The sequence below is a fragment of the Aquimarina sp. genome, from assembly GCF_977115655.1.
In genome coordinates, this window is record NZ_CDSBKO010000046.1 from 25,530 (window position 1) to 46,813 (window position 21,284).

19 protein-coding genes are annotated in these 21,284 nt (G+C 33.6%); 5 read left to right on the forward strand and 14 right to left on the reverse strand.

Translation table 11 applies throughout. The annotated features are described in order from the left end of the window. Window positions 1–9: 9 nt before the first annotated feature. Both nadB and nadA read right to left on the reverse strand, forming a co-directional pair. Window positions 10–1,593 carry an L-aspartate oxidase gene (gene nadB, locus ACZIYX_RS17350; protein WP_462683517.1) on the reverse strand — a complete coding sequence of 528 codons (1,584 nt, stop codon included), beginning with the start codon at window positions 1,591–1,593 and terminating at the stop codon, window positions 10–12. 6 nt (window positions 1,594–1,599) lie between these two features. Next, window positions 1,600–2,526, reverse strand: coding sequence for a quinolinate synthase NadA (nadA, locus tag ACZIYX_RS17355; protein WP_462683518.1), 927 nt, complete (start codon window positions 2,524–2,526; stop codon window positions 1,600–1,602). A 176-nt stretch (window positions 2,527–2,702) separates the two neighbouring features. Between nadA and ACZIYX_RS17360 the strand changes: the two genes are divergently transcribed. From ACZIYX_RS17360 to ACZIYX_RS17375, 4 genes are all read left to right on the forward strand, one after another. Further along, a complete protein-coding gene (locus ACZIYX_RS17360) occupies window positions 2,703–3,158 on the forward strand; it encodes an RrF2 family transcriptional regulator (protein WP_462683519.1) in 456 nt (151 codons plus the stop codon). A gap of 246 nt (window positions 3,159–3,404) precedes the next feature. After that, window positions 3,405–5,465 (forward strand): acetate--CoA ligase family protein, encoded by a 2,061-nt coding sequence (locus ACZIYX_RS17365; RefSeq protein ID WP_462683520.1) that lies wholly within the window; start codon window positions 3,405–3,407, stop codon window positions 5,463–5,465. Between the two features lie 66 nt (window positions 5,466–5,531). Then, window positions 5,532–6,776 carry a peptidase U32 family protein gene (locus ACZIYX_RS17370; RefSeq protein ID WP_462683521.1) on the forward strand — a complete coding sequence of 415 codons (1,245 nt, stop codon included), beginning with the start codon at window positions 5,532–5,534 and terminating at the stop codon, window positions 6,774–6,776. 3 nt (window positions 6,777–6,779) lie between these two features. Beyond that, on the forward strand, window positions 6,780–7,010 hold the full coding sequence (locus ACZIYX_RS17375) for a ferredoxin (RefSeq protein WP_462683522.1): 231 nt from the start codon (window positions 6,780–6,782) through the stop codon (window positions 7,008–7,010). A gap of 24 nt (window positions 7,011–7,034) precedes the next feature. Here ACZIYX_RS17375 and ACZIYX_RS17380 read toward each other — a convergent pair whose 3' ends face one another. From ACZIYX_RS17380 to ACZIYX_RS17415, 8 genes are all read right to left on the reverse strand, one after another. Then, the gene (locus tag ACZIYX_RS17380) at window positions 7,035–8,804 is read right to left on the reverse strand and encodes a nitric oxide reductase activation protein NorD (protein WP_462683523.1); all 1,770 of its coding nucleotides are present in this window, start codon (window positions 8,802–8,804) and stop codon (window positions 7,035–7,037) included. A 10-nt stretch (window positions 8,805–8,814) separates the two neighbouring features. Further along, complete coding sequence (locus ACZIYX_RS17385) at window positions 8,815–9,666, reverse strand: AAA family ATPase (protein ID WP_462683524.1); 852 nt, start codon at window positions 9,664–9,666, stop codon at window positions 8,815–8,817. 353 nt (window positions 9,667–10,019) lie between these two features. Then, window positions 10,020–11,360: a cbb3-type cytochrome c oxidase subunit I gene (locus ACZIYX_RS17390; protein ID WP_462683525.1), complete on the reverse strand. Its 1,341-nt coding sequence runs from the start codon at window positions 11,358–11,360 to the stop codon at window positions 10,020–10,022. 24 nt (window positions 11,361–11,384) lie between these two features. Continuing rightward, on the reverse strand, window positions 11,385–11,819 hold the full coding sequence (locus tag ACZIYX_RS17395; RefSeq protein ID WP_462683526.1) for a c-type cytochrome: 435 nt from the start codon (window positions 11,817–11,819) through the stop codon (window positions 11,385–11,387). 342 nt (window positions 11,820–12,161) lie between these two features. Beyond that, complete coding sequence (purL, locus tag ACZIYX_RS17400) at window positions 12,162–15,845, reverse strand: phosphoribosylformylglycinamidine synthase (RefSeq protein ID WP_462683527.1); 3,684 nt, start codon at window positions 15,843–15,845, stop codon at window positions 12,162–12,164. A gap of 160 nt (window positions 15,846–16,005) precedes the next feature. After that, on the reverse strand, window positions 16,006–16,449 hold the full coding sequence (locus tag ACZIYX_RS17405; protein WP_462683528.1) for a hypothetical protein: 444 nt from the start codon (window positions 16,447–16,449) through the stop codon (window positions 16,006–16,008). Between the two features lies 1 nt (window position 16,450). Further along, window positions 16,451–16,723 carry a hypothetical protein gene (locus ACZIYX_RS17410; RefSeq protein WP_462683529.1) on the reverse strand — a complete coding sequence of 91 codons (273 nt, stop codon included), beginning with the start codon at window positions 16,721–16,723 and terminating at the stop codon, window positions 16,451–16,453. Window positions 16,724–16,960: 237 nt separating this feature from the next. Next, on the reverse strand, window positions 16,961–18,172 hold the full coding sequence (locus tag ACZIYX_RS17415) for an RsmB/NOP family class I SAM-dependent RNA methyltransferase (protein ID WP_462683530.1): 1,212 nt from the start codon (window positions 18,170–18,172) through the stop codon (window positions 16,961–16,963). Between the two features lie 72 nt (window positions 18,173–18,244). Between ACZIYX_RS17415 and ACZIYX_RS17420 the strand changes: the two genes are divergently transcribed. Beyond that, on the forward strand, window positions 18,245–19,309 hold the full coding sequence (locus tag ACZIYX_RS17420) for a WD40/YVTN/BNR-like repeat-containing protein (RefSeq protein ID WP_462683531.1): 1,065 nt from the start codon (window positions 18,245–18,247) through the stop codon (window positions 19,307–19,309). 71 nt (window positions 19,310–19,380) lie between these two features. On the opposite strand, the gene ACZIYX_RS17425 is transcribed toward ACZIYX_RS17420, so the two are convergent. The 4 genes from ACZIYX_RS17425 to ACZIYX_RS17440 form a co-directional block, all read right to left on the reverse strand. Then, window positions 19,381–19,827 (reverse strand): sensor of ECF-type sigma factor, encoded by a 447-nt coding sequence (locus tag ACZIYX_RS17425; protein WP_462683532.1) that lies wholly within the window; start codon window positions 19,825–19,827, stop codon window positions 19,381–19,383. A gap of 9 nt (window positions 19,828–19,836) precedes the next feature. Next, on the reverse strand, window positions 19,837–20,367 hold the full coding sequence (locus ACZIYX_RS17430) for a hypothetical protein (protein WP_462683533.1): 531 nt from the start codon (window positions 20,365–20,367) through the stop codon (window positions 19,837–19,839). 32 nt (window positions 20,368–20,399) lie between these two features. Beyond that, window positions 20,400–20,942: an RNA polymerase sigma factor gene (locus ACZIYX_RS17435; protein WP_462683534.1), complete on the reverse strand. Its 543-nt coding sequence runs from the start codon at window positions 20,940–20,942 to the stop codon at window positions 20,400–20,402. 75 nt (window positions 20,943–21,017) lie between these two features. Continuing rightward, a partial coding sequence (locus tag ACZIYX_RS17440; RefSeq protein WP_462683535.1) for a hypothetical protein occupies window positions 21,018–21,284 on the reverse strand: 267 nt, incomplete at its 5' end.

Sequence of the window (21,284 nt, forward strand, 5' to 3'; positions counted from 1 at the left end):
ATTGCGCTTTTAGTGTTCTGTATTTATTGAAGTCGTAGTGATCTCATTATCTATATTGTAATATCCCCCCCGGTTTTCTTTTCGCTCCAACGATTGATGAATAATTAAATGTGCTACATTAATCATATTTCTTAATTCACATAAATCAGTATTAACCTTTGATTTTCTATATAGTTGATTTACTTCATTATAAATAAGGTTCAAATGATCTATTGCTTTTATTAGCCGATTATTGCTTCTTACTATACCTGCATAATCCCGCATCAAAGCTTGCAATTGTTTGATATTGTTTTGTATTAAAATGTGTTTTTCAGAAATAACTGTTCCTTCATCATTCCATTGCGGAATAGTTATTTTAGTTGATTGTGGAGGATGTTTTACGTGGTATTTGTATATATTATGTGCATACACCAAGGCTTCTAACAAAGAGTTTGATGCTAATCTGTTGGCCCCGTGTAATCCTGTTCTGGAACATTCTCCACAGGCGTATAAATTTGTGATGGATGTCCTTCCTTTGGGATCCACTACAATACCGCCACATAAGTAATGAGAAGCAGGAACTACAGGAATCCAGTCTTTTTCTATATCGATATGATATGTCAAACATTTTTTATAGATATTGGGGAAATGAGATTTGAAATTTTCTATATCCAAATGGGTACAATCCAAAAAAACATGGGTGTCTCCTGATTTTTTAAGCTCATTATATATGCTTTGCGATACAATATCTCTTGAAGCTAGTTCTGCTCTGTCATCATAGTCCAGCATAAATCTACGTCCTCGTTTATTGCGTAAATATGCTCCAAAACCTCTTACTGCTTCAGATATCAAAAAAGAGGATTCTTCTTTGGTATCGTATAGAGCAGTAGGATGAAATTGAATAAACTCCATATCTTTTATCAAGGCCTTGGCCCGATATGCCATTGCTATCCCATCGCCGGTAGCAATCACCGGATTTGTAGTATGCCCGTACACACGACCTATACCTCCAGAAGCGAGTAGAGTACTATCTGCTTTTATAGTTTTTATTTTTCCCGATTTTTGATCCAATACGTATGCTCCGTAACAAGAAAGGTTATGAGGGTTAGAGACTTTTAAATGGTGTTCTGTGATTAAGTCTATTGCAAAATGATGTGTCAAAATCGTTACATTTGGTAATTGATGAACACGATATAATAAGGCTCTTTCTACTTCATATCCTGTTATATCTTTATGGTGCACCACTCGATATTCGGAGTGCCCCCCTTCTTTACCCAAATCCAAATTACCTTGATCGTTACTATCAAAATTAGCCCCCCAATCTATCAATTCTTTTAAACGCAGGGGACCTTCCTTGATAACCAACTCTACTACTTTGCTATTACATAAGCCATCACCAGCCAATAAGGTATCATCTATATGCTTTTGAAAAGAATCTTCTTTAACATCTAATACTACTGCGACCCCTCCCTGGGCATATTTGGTATTAGATTCATCTTCATTTGCTTTGGTGACTATAGTAATGGTTTTGTCTGTAAAATGCTCTGCTATTTTTACAGCAAATGTTAATCCTGCTATACCAGAACCTATAATCAAATAATTTGTATCTGTCATGGATAATCATTTAGAAAGTTCTAACATGCGCTGAATAGGAATTAATGCTTTTTCTCTAATCGCAGGGTCAATATCTATTTGCGGGCTTTCCTTATATAAGCAATCATATAGTTTTTGTAGTGTATTTATTTTCATGTAGCTGCATTCGCTGCATGCGCAGGTATTATCTTCTTCGGCAGGAGCAGGAATTAGCACCGTATGCGGGACTTCTTGTTGCATTTTATGTAAAATCCCTGCTTCTGTAGCTACTATAAATTTTTTTTGAGGATATTTTTTTACATAATTTATCATTCCGGAAGTAGAACCAATATATGACGCTGTTTTCAAAATATGCTCTTCAGATTCAGGGTGGGCAATAATTATTGCATCAGGGTATTTTTTATGCAGTTCTACAAGTTTATCTATACAAAATGCTTCATGAACTATACAGCTACCATCCCATAATAGCATTTCTCTGCCAGTTTGTTTCATAATATATTTCCCTAAATTTTTATCTGGCGCAAAAATTATAGGCCTGTCTTTTGGTATGGATTCTACAATTTTTAGCGCATTGGATGAGGTACAAACAATATCTGTCATAGCTTTGATCTCTGCACTGCAATTTACATAGGTGATTACGATATGATCCGGATGTTTTTCTATAAAGTTTTTAAATAAATAAGGCGGGCAAGAATCTGCAAGTGAGCATCCTGCGTTTAAATCCGGAAGTACTACTATTTTTTTTGGGTTTAATATTTTTGCAGTTTCTGCCATAAAATGCACGCCTGCAAAAACAATGATATCTGCATCTGTTTCTGCTGCTTTTTGGGACAATCCTAAGCTATCTCCTACATAATCAGCCATTTCTTGTATTTCTGGTCTTTGATAATAATGGGCCAGTATCACTGCATTTTTTTCGGCTTTTATTTTTTTTATTTTTTCCTTTAAATTCACTTTCTTATTGTTTTTCTTGAATTACAAACATATAAGGATCAAGTGTTAATAAATATGACTTAAGTCATAATATAGATAATTAAAACTGCTGGGCAATAAGGTTTTCCCATAGAATATTGTTCTAATTAAGGATAAAAATATCTTTTTATTATATTTGGTGCTTATAAACGATATTTATGCTGTCTAACGCTTGCAAGTATGCAATACGATCTCTACTTTATTTGGCAATACACAGTGATGAAACCAAAAAAATAGGAGCGAAAAAAATTGCAGAGGAACTAGAAACCCCTCAACCTTTTTTGGCCAAATTATTACGGCAACTTGCTACGGCCAAACTTGTGTCTTCTACCAAAGGACCAAATGGCGGCTTTTTTTTGGATAAAAAAAACAGAAAAAAATCGGTTTGGGATATTATAAAAAGTATAGATGGAACAGATAAATTCGATCAATGTTTTTTGGGATTGTCAAAATGTGATGATAAAAATCCTTGCCCTGTTCATGCCACAGTCTCTCCTTTTAAACAAAAATTATTACGAGATTTTAGAGATAAAACTATAGACCATCTTGTAGAAGAAATCAAAAGAAAAGGTACCGTTATTTCTTTAAAAGATTTTGATACGCTTAATTTATAGTACTTGTATTGGTTTTTTTTCAAAAAGTAGCTTCTGTTTCTTTTTATAGGAGTTAGTAGATAGTTGCCGGTTCTGTTTTTATAAGTGTGTTAAAAAGTATTGCCCCCTTTGGATATACGACCAGATTCCCGGTACAATTTCTTTTGTTGCCACTACAATAAATAATCTTCTTGAGCAAGTATGATTTATATCATTAAATAAATTGTGGCGCTATCCTACTTTTACCCGTTTTATAAATATAGCAGGATGATAAACGAGCAATTAACAGATCCCAAAAGCATCGTTATTATAGGAGGATCGAATACAATTAGAAAACCAGGAGGAAAAATTGTAAAAAACTGTATAGATGGCAATTATAAAGGAGAACTAAGAATTGTTAACCCAAAAGAACAACAAGTACAAGGAATTGCTTCGTATGCCAATGTTAATGATATTCCAGATACAGATTTGGCAATACTGGCTATCCCTGCAAAATATTGCCTGGAAACAATTAAAGTTTTGGCAAATCAAAAAAACACTAAAGCTTTTATTATTATTTCTGCTGGTTTTGGAGAAACCGATGAAACGGGAGCTCGTATTGAAAAAGAAATAGTAGAGATTATCAATAGTGTAAATGGTTGTTTGATTGGCCCTAATTGTATAGGAGTGCTTCATAAAAATTATAAAGGTGTTTTTACAACACCAATTCCAGAATACAACTCTAAAGGATGTGATTTAATTTCAGGATCCGGAGCAACTGCCGTATTTATTATGGAAGCGGGAATGTTACTGGGAGTTCAGTTTGCCAATGTATACTCGGTTGGTAACGGAGCGCAAACAGGGGTAGAGGATGTGTTAGAATATATGGATATCCATTATAACCCTGATAAAGATTCTTCTATAAAATTGTTGTATCTGGAGACGATTAAAAACCCGAAAAAATTACTTAAACACGCTTCGTCATTAATTAATAAAGGGGTAAAAATTGCAGCAATCAAGGCAGGAAGTACTACTGAGGGAAGCAGGGCAGCCTTGTCTCATACAGGCGCTATTGCCAGTTCGGATATGACGGTCAGGGCGCTCTTTAAAAAAGCAGGAATCGTGTATTGCAGTAGCAGAGAAGAATTACTAAGCGTGGCTTCTATTTTTAAATATAAAAAGCTTAAAGGAAAAAATATTGCAATTATTACACATGCAGGAGGCTCTGCTGTTATGCTTGCAGATGTACTTTCTAATGGAGGTTTACAAATCCCCGCTATCGAAGGGGAAGATGCTAAAAAATTAGAAACTTACTTGCACCCCGGTTCATCGGTGAGTAATCCTATTGATTTTCTTGCTACAGGAACTGCAGAACAATTAGGAATTATCATTGATTATTGCGAGCATAAGTTTGATTTTATAGATGCTATGGTGGTCGTTTTTGGAAGCCCTGGCTTGTTTGATGTAGAAAATGTATATAACGTACTAAGTGTAAAACTTGATATTTGTTCTAAACCTATATTTCCTGTACTTCCTTCTGTGATTAATGCCCAAAAAGAAATAAAAACGTTTTTGTCTAAAGGAAATATTAATTTTCCGGATGAGGTTGTTTTGGGAAAAGCTTTGGCTGAGGTATACAAAACATCCTCTCCCTCAATAAACGATGTAAAACTACCCAAAATAGATAATAAAAAAATACGAACCATTATTGATAAAGCTAATAATGGATATTTAACTCCTGAAGATGCTACTCTGATTATAAATGCTTCGGGAATTTCCGGATCTGTAGAAATCATTGAAAATTCTAAAGAAGATCTCCTTTCTAAAATATCACAGATTCCTTTTCCTTTGGTAATGAAAGTTGTAGGTCCTTTGCATAAATCTGATATACAAGGGGTTATCCTTAATGTCAATACTGTAGAAGAGGTTTCCAAAAATTTTGATATATTAATGAGCATCAATGATGCTATAGCTGTTATGGTGCAACCCATGCTATCAGGTTTAGAACTATTTGTAGGGGTAAAAAAAGAACCTGGGTTTAATCATACTATTTTATGTGGCTTAGGTGGTATTTTTATTGAAATACTGAACGATGTAGCTGCCGGATTAAGTCCCATATCTGCTGCCGAAGCTCAAAAAATGATTAGCTCTTTACGAGGATATAAATTGCTACAAGGAAGCCGGGGAAAAGATGGGGTTAACGAGCTTCAGTTTATAGAAATTATACAGCGTTTGTCTGCCTTGGTAGAAGCAGCTCCAGAAATTACAGAAATGGATATCAATCCTTTAATAGGAACAAAAAGTACTATTACGGCCGTAGACGTGCGCATCAAAATTGAAAAAATATAGCTATCAGAATAGATTTTTTTTATAAAAAACAGGTTTTTAAGCACCAAATATTTCAAGTTTAATATTATGACAACATCAGGAAAAATAGAATTAATGGCTCCTGCAGGTAATTTTGAATCTCTGCAGGCGGCAATAGATAATGGAGCAGATTCTATATATTTTGGGGTAGAACAACTAAACATGCGTGCTCGCGCAAGTATTAATTTTACTATTGATGATTTAACCGAAATAACAAAAAGATGTGTAAAAAAAAATATCCGCACCTATCTTACTCTTAATACAATTATCTACGATCATGATTTATCTATCATAAAAACATTGCTGAATGCAGCAAAAAAAGCCAATATAACAGCAGTTATAGCTATGGATCAAGCAGTTATAGCGTATGCCCGGCAGATAGGCATAGAAATTCATATTTCTACACAGATCAATATTACCAACATAGAAACGGTTCGTTTTTATGCCATGTTTGCAGATACCATGGTAATGAGTCGGGAACTTAGTTTGCGACAGGTAAAAAGGATAACAGAACAAATTGAAAAAGATCAAATCAAAGGACCATCTGGTAATCTGGTAGAAATCGAGATTTTTGGTCATGGTGCATTGTGTATGGCAGTATCCGGAAAATGTTACTTAAGTCTCCACTCTCATAACTCATCTGCCAACCGGGGGGCTTGTAAACAAAATTGCAGAAAAAAATATACTGTGATCGATCAGGATTCTGGTTTTGAAATAGAAGTAGACAATGAATATTTGATGTCTCCAAAAGACTTATGTACGCTGGATTTTTTAGATCAGGTAATTGATACTGGTGTTAAAGTATTGAAAATTGAAGGCAGGGGCAGAGCTCCTGAATATGTAGCCACCGTAATTAAAACTTATAGAGATGCTATTGATGCTTATTATGAAGGGGCATATACCAAAGAAAAGGTTCTTGATTGGATGGATCAGTTAAAAAAAGTGTACAATCGGGGTTTCTGGAGTGGATATTATTTAGGTCAAAAACTAGGGGAATGGAGCGATGTTGATGGTTCTAAAGCCACTCAAAAAAAAGTATATATAGGGAAAGGGCAGCATTATTTTCCTAAAAATAAAATTGGTGAATTTAAAATTGAAGCGTACGATTTATCTGTTGGAGATACAATACTAATTACAGGTCCTACTACTGGTTCTAAAGAATTTAAACTTACAGAAATGCTTGTAAATGATGAGCCATTAAAAAAAGCGCAAAAAGGAGATTTGTGTACCATTCCTTTGGATTTTAGGATTAGGTTATCAGATAAGCTGTATAAAATAGTAAAGAATCAATAATAAATGGTGGTCGTAACGTTACAACGCAACAAATGTATAGGATGTAATTATTGTGTAGAATTAGCTCCAGAGCAATTTCAGATGTCCAAAAAAGACGGGAAGTCTGTTTTACTACATGCTACCGAAAAAAAGGGTTTTTTTACTATAAAATCGGCAGATAATACTATTCTGGATGCTTGTGAACAAGCTACAAAAGCCTGTCCTGTTAAAATTATTACCACAAAAATGGTATAAGAAGGAACCGCCAGATGCAACCGGTTAATTTTGATGTTTTATTTTTTCATACAGTTTTGCCAGTGATTGCAAAAGCTCTGCAGGAGTAGTCAGGATTTGATAATGATTTTGTCCAAACATTTGTGGTAAGTAATATTTTGCTTGTGCTTCAATAGCCAATGCATACGAGTTTATCTGTCTTTGGTTTAATTCCCGAAGTGCTTGCTTTACATCATTGATCCCATATTTGCCTTCATATTTGTCAAAATCATTAGGTTTTCCATCAGAAATAAGAATTACCCACTTGTTTTTTGTGTTTCGTTGATCCAGTAATACCCCAGAATGTCTAAGAGCAGCACCAATGCGTGTGTAACCACAAGGAGATACGGCCCCTATTTTGTATTTGGCTTTGCTCCAATCTTCATCAAATCCTTTTAGAGTTATATAGGTGGAATAGTTTCTGGTTTTGGAATAAAAACATTGTATAGAAAAATCAACGGTAAACTCTTCCAGAATTTCCCCAAAAATTATAGATACTTGCTTTTCTACATCAATTACTTTGTTTCCGGCAGCATATCCATCACTGGATAAACTAATATCCAGCAAAATCAAAATAGAAATGTCTTTTTCCTTTTTTCGTTTGGATAAGTAAATTTTGTCTGAGGGTGTGTGCCCAGAATATATATCGGTAAATAAATCGGTAATCATATCCAAATCAAATTCTTCTCCCTGAACTTGTCTTCGTTGCTGTTGGTATTTATTGTTTACCGAGACCAACATTTTACGTAATCCTGTTAATGTTGAAGCATTATTATGTATTGTTTTTTTGTAATATGCTACATCCGTTTCTGTTTGATTTTTTGGATATACTTTACAAAAATCAGGTTTGTATATTCGTTTAGAAAAATCCCATTCATCATAACTTATGTGATACCCTTTGGTATCGGTTTCTATACTTTCAGAAATGGTAGTATTTTCGATAAAATTAGCCTGATATATAGAGTGTGTAGGGTCATCTGCCCTAACGGTATGTTTCATGGTTAATTCATCTAGTGCATTGGCGTGCTCTTCTAAATCATCATCTCCATCAAAATCACGCCACCCGCTTTCGTACTCCTCTGCGGTTTCTACTTTTTCAAAATTATGGGTAAGCACATAATCTTCCTGAGCCTTTTTATCTATTTCTATATTTACAATCTCTTCTACTGCATTAGCTTTCAGTATGGTTTGTATTTCATTTTGAATTGCTTCTTGTGCTTTTTGCGAAAAATTCTTTAATACCTGTTTTGGCTCTGACGGAATCTCATTGCACATCCATTTTCCATATATAAAAGTATAGTCAACTTGTTTTTCTTTGTGGGGGATTATTTCAAAATACGTTTTTAATTTATGATATATATTATCTACAAATGGAAATTGTTTTTGAGCTTCTTTTAAGACTTGAACCGATGTTTCCCTGGATTTATTTTGGGCATCTTCTAATGTATATTTGTCGGTAGGGACAAAATTGAATCCTAGGTTTTTCTGAACAGATAAATAAACAGTTCTGAAGAGGTAAAACAAAACATTTTCCTCGGTAGTCATAAACCCTGAAAAATAAGCAGGCAAGAAATAATTATTGTTTTTATATCCTCCTTCTCGTTCTGCTTCAAAAATTTCTATGGTTTCTCCTGTGATTGCACGGGCCAGAATTGTTAACCGGGGCTTTATGTTTTCTAATTTAACAATATATTGTTTTTTTTCCTGAGCCTTTTTTTTTCGTTTTTTAAAAAAGTGAACTATTTTACTGTATAGATATTCATCTGGTTCAAACATAGGTGGTGGTTTATATCATTAAATCACATAAATCGGCTAGAGCATTTGTTATTTCAGGATCGTCTGTAAGTGGTTCTACTACGGCTACTTTTACAGAAAGACGTTTGGGCAATCCAGAGTGTATCAATTTTGCGGCATCAACCAATAAACGTGTAGAAACCGTTTCTGTTAATCCTAATTCGGTAAGATTTCTTATTTTATTAGCAATATTAACCAGTTTTTTTGCTACAGCTTCTTCTATACCTGTTTCATTTTTTATGATTTCTGATTCGATCCCGGGAGAAGGATATTGAAATGATATTGCAATAAATCGTTGTCTGGTAGATGGTTTAAGTTCTTTAAAGCCTTTTTGATATCCCGGATTAAAGGATGCAACCAACATAAAATCCTGATGTGCTTTTATGGTTTTCCCCAATTTGTCTACAAATAACTCTCTTCTGTGATCTGTTAATGCATGAATTGCTACAATTACGTCTGGTCGGGCTTCAGCAATTTCATCCAGATAAATTATAGCACCTTCTTTTACAGCTTTTGTCAAAGGGCCATCTATCCATATTGTTTCTGCTCCTTTGATAATATAGCGCCCTATCAAATCTGTAGATGAAGTTTCTTCATGACAAGAAATAGTAATTAGCTTTTTTTCTAATTGATATGCTATATATTCGATAAATCTGGTTTTTCCGGTTCCTGTAGGCCCTTTTAACAGGATTGGTAATTTATTTTTATAAGCATGTTCAAAAACCTCTACTTCTTTTGCTATTGGTTTATAAAAAGGAGCATTTGCAATTTTTTTGATAGTTGTATTAGGTATTTCTATTTTTTTTCCGTTGGGAAAAAAATTACGACCTGTTAAATCATCCATAATTTTATTTTTTGATCCCTCACAGCTTGCGGCAAATACAAGATGTTTTTTTAGCATGTCTTGCGAGCCTGCTTAAAGGGTATTGATTTTTAAAGAAGGTCTAAAAAGCTAGTGTTTATGACAATTGAAATCAACCAAAATATTAACTATATCACTATCACTTTAATTATAATATCAACCACATATCCTGAAGCAAAGATAAATGCAGATGTGTATTACTTACTTTTTAGACCCTGATCTAATCCATATTGCGGGGCTAATCCTCCTGGGATTACCTTGAAATATAAAAAAAGTTTGCGCTGAATGCCTTTAGGGCTTGCCCGATAAATAACATTTCCAAACTTACTATCAGGCTACTCTTCAATGATTTTTATTGCTTCATTATCAGGACGCCCATGTTTTATAAAGTCAATTATATACAACACAATCCCTATCGTAAACAGGGTTGCACAAAGAATTAATACTACAAAATGAACACTAATTTCTTTTTGCACTACCATGAACTCCATTTTAAATTTGCGTTCTAAATATACCTGAGCGACTCCTGCAACCCCAAAAGCTACTGTCATACCAATCATACCTATATTTGCAATCCAGAATGAAGCTCTGCCTCTTGCACTGTTATATAATTTTCGACCTGTTAAATTAGGAAGGGAATAGCTAATAATAGCAAATACTATCATTGCGTATGCTCCCCAAAAGGCAAGGTGTCCATGCATTGCAGTAACCAAAGTGCCGTGAGTGTATAAATTGGTTTGTGGTAAGGTATGTGCAAAACCTAATAATCCAGCTCCTACAAAAGATACAATTGCAGATCCTATAGTCCAGAATAAGGCAATAGTATTAGGGTGCTTTTTTTCTCCTTTTCGATACATGTTTACTGCAAAAAGTGCCATTGCCAAAAAAGCAAGAGGTTCTAGTGCCGAAAATATTCCTCCTACTACCAACCATATTTTATTTACCCCAATATAATAATAGTGATGACCTGTACCTAAAATACCAGATAAGAAAGTTAACCCCACAATTACATAGAGCCATTTTTCTATAACTTCTCTGTCAACCCCTGTAAGCTTGATTAATAAAAAAGAAAGAATACCTCCCATAATTAGTTCCCATACACCTTCTACCCATAAATGAACTACCCACCAGCGAAAGAATGAGTCTGTAACCTGACTATCAAATGGTAACATTCCCGGAAGGTATAACAATGCTGCAAACAACAATCCCATAGAGAGTACTAATGCTGTGGTTGTTCTTCGTTTTCCTTTAAAAAGCGTAGCTAATATTAGCCCTAAAAACAGAAGCACATTGGCAACTACCAGAAAATCCAATTGCCTGGGGATTTCTAAAAATTTACGTCCTTCCCACCAGTTAAAATGATACCCTATAATAGCAGTAACGCCTACTAATGCAAGCGAAATTAACTGAATATAGGCAAGTTTTACATTAACAAGTTCTTGTTGAGCCTCTTCGGGTATAATATAATATGCTGCTCCCATAAAGCCTGATAGTAACCAAACTACTAATAAGTTGGTGTGTACAGCTCTGGCTGTATTAAAAGGAATAAAGTCATGCAACCCATCCATACCAATACGGGCAAAGCCCATAATAAACCCATAGGTAATTTGTAAAATTAATAGCAGCATAGATAGGGCAAAAAACCAATAGGCTACTTTTTGAGATTTATATTTCATAATTATATGTGCTTTTTATGTTAATTAGTTTTCTTCTTTGGCTAGTGGAGATATAATGGTATCAAAACCATTAAGGTCGATATCGTCTATCCAATCAAAAAAAGCTATTAAATCATCTGCTTCTTCTTTAGAAAAACCATAAGCAACCATTTTTCTTCCATTTGGAGCCCAGGGAACGGGAGTCATTAATACGGCTTTTACATATCCTTCACCTCTTCGATCCAAAACTTTGGTTAATTCTGGGGCATAATATCCCCCTTCTCCCAAAAGAGTATGGCATCCCATACAATTATTGGTTTCCCATAAATGTTTACCTCGTACTACCTGTTCTGTTATATTAGTGTAGTTGGATTGATCTTGGTCTTCACTAAAAGAATAAATGGTTAATCCAATAAATGCCAAAAAAGTAACCAATGTTCCTCCTAAGAAGAAATTTTTCGCTTGTTTTTTAGATAACATAGTTATAGTGATTTAATTTATTATAAAAAGATCTTTTTATCTTTTATTTAGTAAATATATTAGTGTTTAACTTTAAGAAATATGATTTTAATCATATTTTTACAGATAGTAACCATAATTTTGTAGTTATACCATTTACACTTTGAGTTTACCGAAATAAAATTTTCTTATCCGCTTGTGTTCAACTTTTCTTCTTTGCATGACCAAAAAATAGTTGATTTTCATTTTTGAGTAAGTTCAAAGTGTACCGGTATAATATCTTTAATTAAGAAATTAAAAGTATTGAAAAGCCCTCCTTTTGCATATCAATTATTAAAAAAGAGCTTTATTGTTATCTATACATTATTTTTTTTCCAACCATTTTCTGGCATTTACAAAAGCTTCGATCCAAGGCGATACTTCATCATTTCTTTCTTGAGGATAGTAAGCCCAGTTCCATTGAAAAATAGAACGCTCTATATGTGGCATCATAACCAGATGTCTGCCCGTTTTATCGGTCATCATAGCGGTGTTATAGTCTGATCCATTTGGATTGGCAGGGTAATCCTCGTAACCGTATTTGGCGACAATATTGTAGTTTTCTTCAGAAAGGGGAAGATTAAATTTTCCTTCTCCATGAGAGATCCAAACTCCAAGTGTACTTCCTGTTAATGTAGATAGCATTACAGAATTATTTTCCTGAATATGTACCGAAGTAAAGTTGCTTTCGTGTTTGCGGGAACTATTATGTAATAGTTTGCCATGTGTTTTATGGTCCGGATTGATAACTTCAAGTTCCATGAATAATTGACAACCGTTGCAGATACCTACAGACAAAGTGTCTTCTCTGTCAAAGAAGTTTTTTAAGGCGGTATTTGCTTTTTCGTTATATAAAAAAGCTCCCGCCCATCCTTTTGCAGATCCCAAAACATCACTGTTAGAAAAACCTCCTACGGCTCCTATAAACTGAATATCTTCCAATGTTTCCCGACCAGAAATCAAATCGGTCATGTGCACGTCTTTAACATCAAAACCGGCCAAGTACATTGCATTTGCCATTTCGCGTTCAGAATTACTTCCTTTTTCGCGTATGATTGCTGCTTTTGGTCTTGGTTTTGTGGTGTCTATTACTGGTTTCTTTCCTGTAAAATGAGACGGGAAAGAGTAGTGCAGGGGTTGGTTTGCATAATTTTCAAACCGATCTTTTGCTAAATTATTTGCCGTTTGCTTTTGATCTAATAAGAAAGAAGTTTTATACCAGGTATCACGTAAAGAAGCTATGTTTAGATTTAGCTTTGTGTCTTGGTTTTTAATTCTTAAAACCCCTTCAGAGTTTATCGTTCCTATTTTTACACAGTTTATACCATTTTCATATAGGATCGGGAAAATCTGTCCATTATTAGATTGAAATACAATTCCACTATTTTCAGAGAATAATAATTTTATACTATCGGATTCGTTTAACGAGGTTAAATCTAAATCAGCACCTAGGTCATTATCGGCAAAACACATTTCGAGTAATGTGGTTATTAGCCCACCTGAACTGATATCGTGCCCAGCTGAAATAAAACCTAAAGAAATTAGTCTTTGGATAGTATTGAATACTGTTACAAAATATTCATTATCAATAATTGTAGGAGCTTCGTTTCCGATAGCATTTACAATTTGACCAAAAGAAGAGCCACCAAGTTTAAATTCATCTTTAGATAAATTGATATAATAGATATCGCCACCATTTTTTTGTAAAACGGGTTCGATAATTTTGGTGATATCGTTACAATTAGCAGCTGCAGAAATAACTACCGTACCGGGAGAAATAACTTCTTCGTTTGCATATTTTTGCTTCATGGATAAAGAATCTTTACCGGTTGGCACATTAATTCCTAAATCTATAGCAAACTCTGAAATGGCTTTTACAGCTTTATATAACCTGGCATCTTCTCCTTCATTTTTGCATGGCCACATCCAGTTTGCAGATAAAGAAACTGAGGATAATCCATCTTTGAGAGGAGCCCAGATGATATTGGTTAAAGCTTCAGCAATTGAATTTTTACTACCGGCTTCCGGATCAATCAAACCAGAGATAGGGGAGTGCCCTATACTAGTGGCAACACCTTCTTTACTATTATAATCTAAAGCCATTACACCACAATTATTTAGTGGTAATTGCAGAGGACCGGCACATTGTTGTTTTGCTACTTTTCCTCCAACACAACGGTCTACTTTGTTGGTTAACCAATCTTTACAAGCAACAGCTTCTAATTGCAGAACTTGATTTAAGTAATCGCTAAAATTATCTGGGGTATATGTAATTTTGTCATAATTACGATCTACCGTATTATCGGTCATTATAGTTTTTGGGGAGCTACCAAACATATCTTCTAAAGCTAAATCCATTGGTTTATCTCCTTTGGTTTTAGATTCAAAAGTAAATCTATGGTCCCCGGTAACTTCTCCAACCTGATACATAGGCGAGCGCTCGCGTTCTGCAATACGTTGCAGGGTGTCGATAGATTTTTTCCCAATAACCAATCCCATGCGTTCTTGAGACTCGTTACCAATAATTTCTTTAGCAGACAGGGTAGGATCTCCTACAGGCAATGCATCTAGGTCGATTTTTCCTCCTGTCTCTTCTACTAGTTCAGAAAGACAGTTAAGATGTCCTCCTGCACCGTGGTCGTGTATAGAAACTATGGTGTTTTCTTCACTTTCTACCATACCACGAATGGCATTAGCGGCACGCTTTTGCATTTCCGGATTAGAGCGTTGTATGGCATTTAATTCGATACCACTGCTAAATTCTCCTGTATCTGCAGAGGATACTGCTGCGCCTCCCATACCGATTCGATAGTTTTCTCCTCCTAGGATTACAATTTTATCTCCTTTTTCGGGTACTGCTTTAATTGCTTGTTCGGCTTTACCATATCCAATCCCGCCAGCTTGCATGATAACTTTGTCAAAACCAAGTTTTCGGGGTTTTATATTGAGCCTGTCAAAATACTCTTCATGTTCGAAGGTAAGCACAGAACCAGTGATTAAAGGTTGTCCAAATTTATTTCCAAAATCAGATGCTCCATTAGATGCTTTTATCAAAATATCCATTGGGGTTTGATACAGCCAATCTCTTTCTTTCATGGCTTGCTCCCAAGGGCGGTTATTTTCTAAACGCGAGTAAGAGGTCATGTACACGGCAGTACCAGCAAGGGGCAAAGACCCTTTTCCTCCGGCAAGTCTGTCTCTTATTTCTCCACCAGATCCTGTTGCAGCACCATTAAAAGGCTCTACTGTTGTTGGAAAATTATGTGTTTCTGCCTTAAGGGAAATCACACTGTTAAATTCGGTTTCTTGATAAAAATCAGGCTTGTCTGCGGTTTTTGGAGCAAACTGCGTAACTTTTGGTCCTTTTATAAAGGCTACATTATCTTTATAAGCAGAAACAATATCATTTGGATTTGTCTCTGATGTTTTTTTGATTAGTTTAAAGAGCGAAGTAGGTTGTTCCTCTCCATCAATTACAAATGTGCCATTAAATATTTTATGACGACAGTGCTCAGAATTTACCTGTGAAAAGCCAAATACTTCAGAATCGGTTAGTTTTCTTCCTATCTTTTTGCTAACTCCTTCCAGATATTCAATTTCTTCATTATTAAGAGCAAGACCTTCGTTAGAGTTGTAAGTGGCTATATCCTCAATTTCTATAATAGGCTCTGGCTTTATATGAATAGTATATATTTCTTGATCTAAACCATTATATTTTTGAGAAAGCATAGGATCAAAACTGGTATGATCTTTAGGAACGGATAGAAACTCTTCTATTCTTATAATTCCTTCTATTCCCATGTTCTGAGTTATTTCTACAGCGTTGGTACTCCAAGGGGTAATCATTGCTGCGCGCGGACCAACAAAAAAAGCGTCGATAGACGCTACAGATAGTTGAGGTTGGTTGCCAAATAACCAGATCAATTTTTTTATGTTTTCAGGAGAGATTTCATTGTTTGTTTGAACTGCAAATACTTTCTCGTTTCGGTTTCCGAAGAAGTGGATCATACTTCGTTTATTTGGATTGTTTTATTAAGCCGCAAATTTACTATTTTATAACTAAAGTTTAGCATAAAATTAGTGTTGAATAATATAGTTATTCACTGAATTTTAAACAATAATTAATATTTTATGATAAGTTGCTTAGGTAAAAAAGAAAACAAATGATCTATTGTTCTATATCTGTTTGAATGAAGGTATGAATAGGTTCTAAATCTGTTTTTTGTTTTAATTCTTGATCTAATTCTATAATATCTTCTTCTTTAAAAGCTTTAGTGTGAAATTTAACTTTTTTAGGTTTATTTTTTTCATTATTGTAATTTAATATCATCGTCTTTTTTTCAACAGAAAAACCTGTGATTTGATCATGTTTTATTAACTTTTTTGAAGCTATTACCCCTAGTTTTACTTCTAAATATTGTGGGTAAAGCTTTACTATTTTTAAACTTTGATTTAGTACTCCTATTATCGTAAATAAGATTCCTATTCCAAGTAATGTTGCGTTGCCAATTAAAACTAAAAAAATTGAACCTAATACTAAGGCTGTTATCCCCACGTATAGGTATTGGTCAGCTAATTTTTTGTTTAAAAAGAAGTCTTTTGTTGGCTCCATATTAAAGTGTTTCTAAAAATTTTTTTTCTTTTATTTTATTTAGTATTTTACGTGCTCCTATTGCTCCAATCAGACCTATTGGTATAAAAAGAACGCTTCCTATTAAAAATAAGATGCTGCCGGTTTTTGGTTTTCCTAATAATATGATAAGGATTGCGATACAGTTAAGTATTAGAAAAGGAAGAGTCATCCAGAAGATTATTAAACTTTCTTTTTCTTGAGAATACATAGTAAACAACACGATTAGTAACTGGATTATCAGCCATATAATCATTTGAGGATTAATTATTTTCACTTTCTAGTATTATTTTAAAAGATTGAAGGGGTTCAAAACTAAATTGTTTAAATACTTTGATATACCCTGTTTTCAGTGAAAAAATGGAAATATTGAATTTTTAATCCCTTATAGAGAGCTTTATTTTTGATGGCTAGTTTCAAAACGAGACATATTTTTGAAAATATATTTTGTAGGGTTGTTCTGAAATTTAGTAATAAAAGAAGCCTTTTTCAGTTATGATTTTCTTTCTAATAATGCCATATAAAACCCATCATATCCCGATTGGTGCGAAAGTATTTTTTTGTCTTTAATAAAAGTAAACTCTTTTCCTGTTTCTTTAGAAAGAAAATTCTTTACCTGATCTTGATTTTCTGATGGTAATATAGAGCAGGTTGCATACACTAATTTTCCTCCTGGTTTTACTATTTTAGAGTAACTTTCTAATATCTCGGTTTGTGTTTTTCTGATTTTATCTAAAAATTCAGGCTGCAATTTCCATTTAGCATCAGGGTTTCGTCTCAAGACTCCCAAACCACTACATGGGGCATCGATAAGAACACGATCTGCTTTACCGTGTAATTTTTTAATGTCTTTTGTATTTTCGATAACTCTGGTTTCGATATTGTGAGCTCCGTCTCTACGAGCTCTTCTTTTTAATTCTTTAAGTTTGTTGTCATAGATATCCATAGCTATAACCTGCCCTTTGTTTTCCATTAATGCTGCCAGATGAAGGCTTTTTCCACCTGCTCCTGCACAAGTGTCAACAACGCGTTGTCCCGGTTGTATTTCTAAAAAATTTGCTACCAATTGTGATGAAGCGTCTTGTACTTCAAAAAGCCCGTTTTTAAATGCTTCTGTAGTAAACACATTAGCTCTTTCTGTAAGCTGAAGAGCATCCGGATATCCTTTAATAAACTCTGTATCTATTTTTTCATCTTCCAAAAGGCTTCTTAATTTATCTCGTGTAGTTTTTAAAGTATTTGCCCGTAATATAACAGGGGCTTGTTCATTTAATGCGCTAATTTCTTTGTCCCATAGTTTACCTAATTCCTGTTCTCCTAATTGATCCATCCAATCGGGGATAGACTCTTTAAATTTTCTAATCTTGCTTAGTTCATCAAAACGACCTTTGATTCGTCGGGTAGGAGTAGGACCAATTTGTTTCCAGTCTGGCAAAGAAATACCTCGTAATGTTGCCCAAACAGCAAACAATCTCCATAAATTTTCTCTGGAAAAAGGTTCTTTCACTTCAGCAATTTCGGTGTACAAACGTTTCCATCGTACAATTTCATACAAAGTTTCGGCAACAAAACTGCGATCCCGGGAACCCCATCTTTTATCACGCTTTAGTAATTTTTGAACTACTTTATCGGCATAAGCTCCTTCATTAAATATTTCATGTAATCCATCTATTACAGCAAAGACAAGATTTCTGTGTAAACGCATTGTATTGTTTTTTAAGGTGTGCAAAGGTATACCTTTGTAACGAAATACTGTTATATTTGAGTATAATTATTGATGATGAGAATAATTGCTTTGTTGTTTTTGTGTTTAATTTTTATTTTTTGTGTTGCAGAAAATAAAACTCTTTTCCATAATTTTTCTAAAGTTGAAATTGAAATTCTACTTGAAGACTCTATTAGTATAAGGGCTGTAGATATATATAAGGACACTCTAATTGGGTTTGGTTTTAATAAAGGTTATGGCTTTTTAGATCTTACAACAAAAGAGGTGTTTGTTGTTGATTTTGATAAAGATACTGTTGCTAAAGATAATAACCGGGCTGCAGAACAGCGGGCAGTGGTATTTAAGGATAGTTCATTTTTTAGTTTAGGAATAGGGTCTCCTGCAAGATTAAGAAAAATTGGGATTAAAGATAAAAAAGAAAAAATAGTATATACAGAAGCTCATGAAAAGGTGTTTTATGACGCCATTGCATTTTGGAACCCGCAAGAAGGTATTGCAATAGGGGATCCCACAGATTCTTGTTTGTCTGTAATTATAACCAGAGATAGGGGAGAAACATGGAAAAAGGTTTCTTGTAAAGATCTTCCTCCTACTGTTTCCGGAGAAGCAGCTTTTGCAGCTAGTAATGGTAATATTGCTATTACAGGCGATAAAACATGGATCGTTTCCGGAGGGGTAAAATCCAGAGTATTTTTTTCTCCCGACAGAGGAAAAACATGGAAGGTTTTTGATACACCCATTATTCAAGGAAAAGAAACTACAGGAGCTTATTCTATAGATTTTTATGATGACAAAAAAGGGGTGGTTTTTGGAGGAGATTATACCATGCCTGAAAGTAATATAAAAAATAAAGCTGTAACTAATGATGGGGGAACAACCTGGGAATTAGTATCTGATGGTGTTGGAGCAGGGTACAAGAGTTGTGTAAGATATGTGCCTAATGGAGGAGGCAAAGAAATGGTAGCTATAGGTTTTACAGGGGTTTCTATTTCGAATGATTTTGGTAATACATGGCAAAATATTAGTAACGAAGGATTTTATACCTTACGATTTATTAATGATAGTGTAGCAATTGCAGCAGGTAAAAACAGGATAGCCAGATTGGTTTTTAAGTAGAAAAGGTTTTATATATATATTATGTGTACTCAAAAAAGAGTACGTTATTTATCTGTCTATGATTTTTCTATTTAATGTCTTTTTCTGTGCCCTTTGATTTTATCCAGCATGCGTTTATGAAAATCTCCTTCTGCCTTTATAAGTTGTAGTATTTTTTTGTTTGGGATAACATTTTTTAAATCCAGAATCAATTTTTTTCTCGTTTTTGATTTTTCCTCTTCTATTTTAAGATATTCATTTATAAAATCTTCGCTACGTTTGTTTGTTATATCTGTAGAGTTATCATTGACTTCGTTTAAAACCTTCATTAATTTACGCTCTTCCTTTTTTAGGTTTTCAATGGTTTCTTTATAGTCATTATATACAGGCCAGAATTTTTGGGCTTCTTTACTTGACAGGTCTAATTTTTCTGTTATATATGCAATTTTTAAAGCTTTTATTTTTTCTCTCGATCCATTTTGAGCAAAAAGCCCATTATAAATAAAAGTCAGGCAAATAAGTACTATTATTTTTTTCATGTTTTTGGTTTATTCTATTAATATGATTTCTTCATCCAAATCTTCTGTAGACAAATAATCTAAAATTGTATCGTTGTTTATTATTTCTTTTTCCAACATATCTGCATAGCTAACATCGTTTTCAAGTAATGTGGCAATTTCGATATTGTCAAGCTCTATATTTTCATCATTAAAGTAGGTATAAGCATCTGTGATTGTTATATCACCAAAGTTAAGTTTGGATTTTGTGATTGTAGACAGGGATATTACAATTGCGATCATTGCAGCAACACCAGATAAGTATATAATATTTTTTCTGGTAATTAAAAAAACCATTTTTCTTTTGGGTTTAACTTCTTTGATTTTTTGATATATCTTGTTTTCAAGATTTGCAAAATACTCTTCCGGAATTTTAAATCCAGAACCTATTTTTGTAGTCGAAATATTTTTTGTTTCCGTTTTAAAAGGTAATCTTGTTAAAAGATGGCTCTCAAAGTTTTCAAAATATCCTTCGGGTACTTTAAATCCGCTACTTTTTTTATGTAAATTATCTTTTTCCACTATTAGTTAAGACTTATTTTGAGTAAAAAGGTTTAATTGTTTTTCAAAAACTCTTCAATTTTTTTTGTTGCTATATGATACGATGCTTTTAAAGCGCCCTCACTGGTTTGCAGTATCTCTGATATTTCTTTATACTTTAATTCTTGAAAATATTTCATATTAAATACTTGCTGTTGTTTGCGAGGTAAAGTTGCAATAGCCTTTTGCAGTTTTAATTGTATCAGGTTTCCGTCATAATATATATCGGCTTCTAAATTTTGAACCAATTTTTGGCTTAATTCTTCATTCGTAATATTATATTTTTTCGCTTTTTTATTCAAAAAAGTTATAGATTCATTTGTAGCAATACGATATAACCATGAATATAATTTACTATCTCCTTTAAAGTTATTTATGTTGTTATATACTTTAATATATACATTTTGTAATATATCATCTGTATCATCATGGTTTTTCACCATATTTCGGATATGCCAATACAGTCTTTGTTGATACAAGGCGATAAGCTTTCTAAAGGAAGAATTTATATCAGATTGCAAAGCAATTAGTAATTCTTGTTCATTTTGAGTATTCAAAGGCTAGGTTGATTTAGGTTATTAGAATTATTCTATAAACCATTTTACTATTAGACTAAAGTAAATAAAAAAGGTTTAATCTCTTGTTGGGGAGTTAAATTCCCCAAGGATTATATCAAAAGCAAAATATGTTTTCAAAATAAGATCTTGTAAGCATGCTTTGAGGCGATGATTTGATGCTAAATATAATTTGTAGGAATTTTGTAAGAATAAAATTAAAAATATAAGATCAAAAGCAATTATTTTGGATAAAATGTATTTTTTATTTGGTGGATTAAAAAATAATTGTATCTTTACAATGTAATAATGATTGAGTTCTTTCATTCTCCCCAAGATGAAAGT

Bases quoted from the DNA above. Each gene is read 5' to 3' on its own strand.
- ACZIYX_RS17370 (WP_462683521.1), top strand. From the start codon at position 5,532: ATGACAACATCAGGAAAAATAGAATTAATGGCTCCTGCAGGTAATTTT.
- ACZIYX_RS17375 (WP_462683522.1), top strand. From the start codon at position 6,780: ATGGTGGTCGTAACGTTACAACGCAACAAATGTATAGGATGTAATTAT.
- ACZIYX_RS17365 (WP_462683520.1), top strand. From the start codon at position 3,405: ATGATAAACGAGCAATTAACAGATCCCAAAAGCATCGTTATTATAGGA.
- ACZIYX_RS17360 (WP_462683519.1), top strand. From the start codon at position 2,703: ATGCTGTCTAACGCTTGCAAGTATGCAATACGATCTCTACTTTATTTG.
- ACZIYX_RS17395 (WP_462683526.1), bottom strand. From the start codon at position 11,819: ATGTTATCTAAAAAACAAGCGAAAAATTTCTTCTTAGGAGGAACATTG.
- ACZIYX_RS17415 (WP_462683530.1), bottom strand. From the start codon at position 18,172: ATGCGTTTACACAGAAATCTTGTCTTTGCTGTAATAGATGGATTACAT.
- ACZIYX_RS17425 (WP_462683532.1), bottom strand. From the start codon at position 19,827: ATGAAAAAAATAATAGTACTTATTTGCCTGACTTTTATTTATAATGGG.
- ACZIYX_RS17410 (WP_462683529.1), bottom strand. From the start codon at position 16,723: ATGATTATATGGCTGATAATCCAGTTACTAATCGTGTTGTTTACTATG.
- nadB (WP_462683517.1), bottom strand. From the start codon at position 1,593: ATGACAGATACAAATTATTTGATTATAGGTTCTGGTATAGCAGGATTA.
- ACZIYX_RS17420 (WP_462683531.1), top strand. From the start codon at position 18,245: ATGATGAGAATAATTGCTTTGTTGTTTTTGTGTTTAATTTTTATTTTT.
- ACZIYX_RS17380 (WP_462683523.1), bottom strand. From the start codon at position 8,804: ATGTTTGAACCAGATGAATATCTATACAGTAAAATAGTTCACTTTTTT.
- ACZIYX_RS17385 (WP_462683524.1), bottom strand. From the start codon at position 9,666: ATGGATGATTTAACAGGTCGTAATTTTTTTCCCAACGGAAAAAAAATA.
- ACZIYX_RS17390 (WP_462683525.1), bottom strand. From the start codon at position 11,360: ATGAAATATAAATCTCAAAAAGTAGCCTATTGGTTTTTTGCCCTATCT.
- ACZIYX_RS17405 (WP_462683528.1), bottom strand. From the start codon at position 16,449: ATGGAGCCAACAAAAGACTTCTTTTTAAACAAAAAATTAGCTGACCAA.
- purL (WP_462683527.1), bottom strand. From the start codon at position 15,845: ATGATCCACTTCTTCGGAAACCGAAACGAGAAAGTATTTGCAGTTCAA.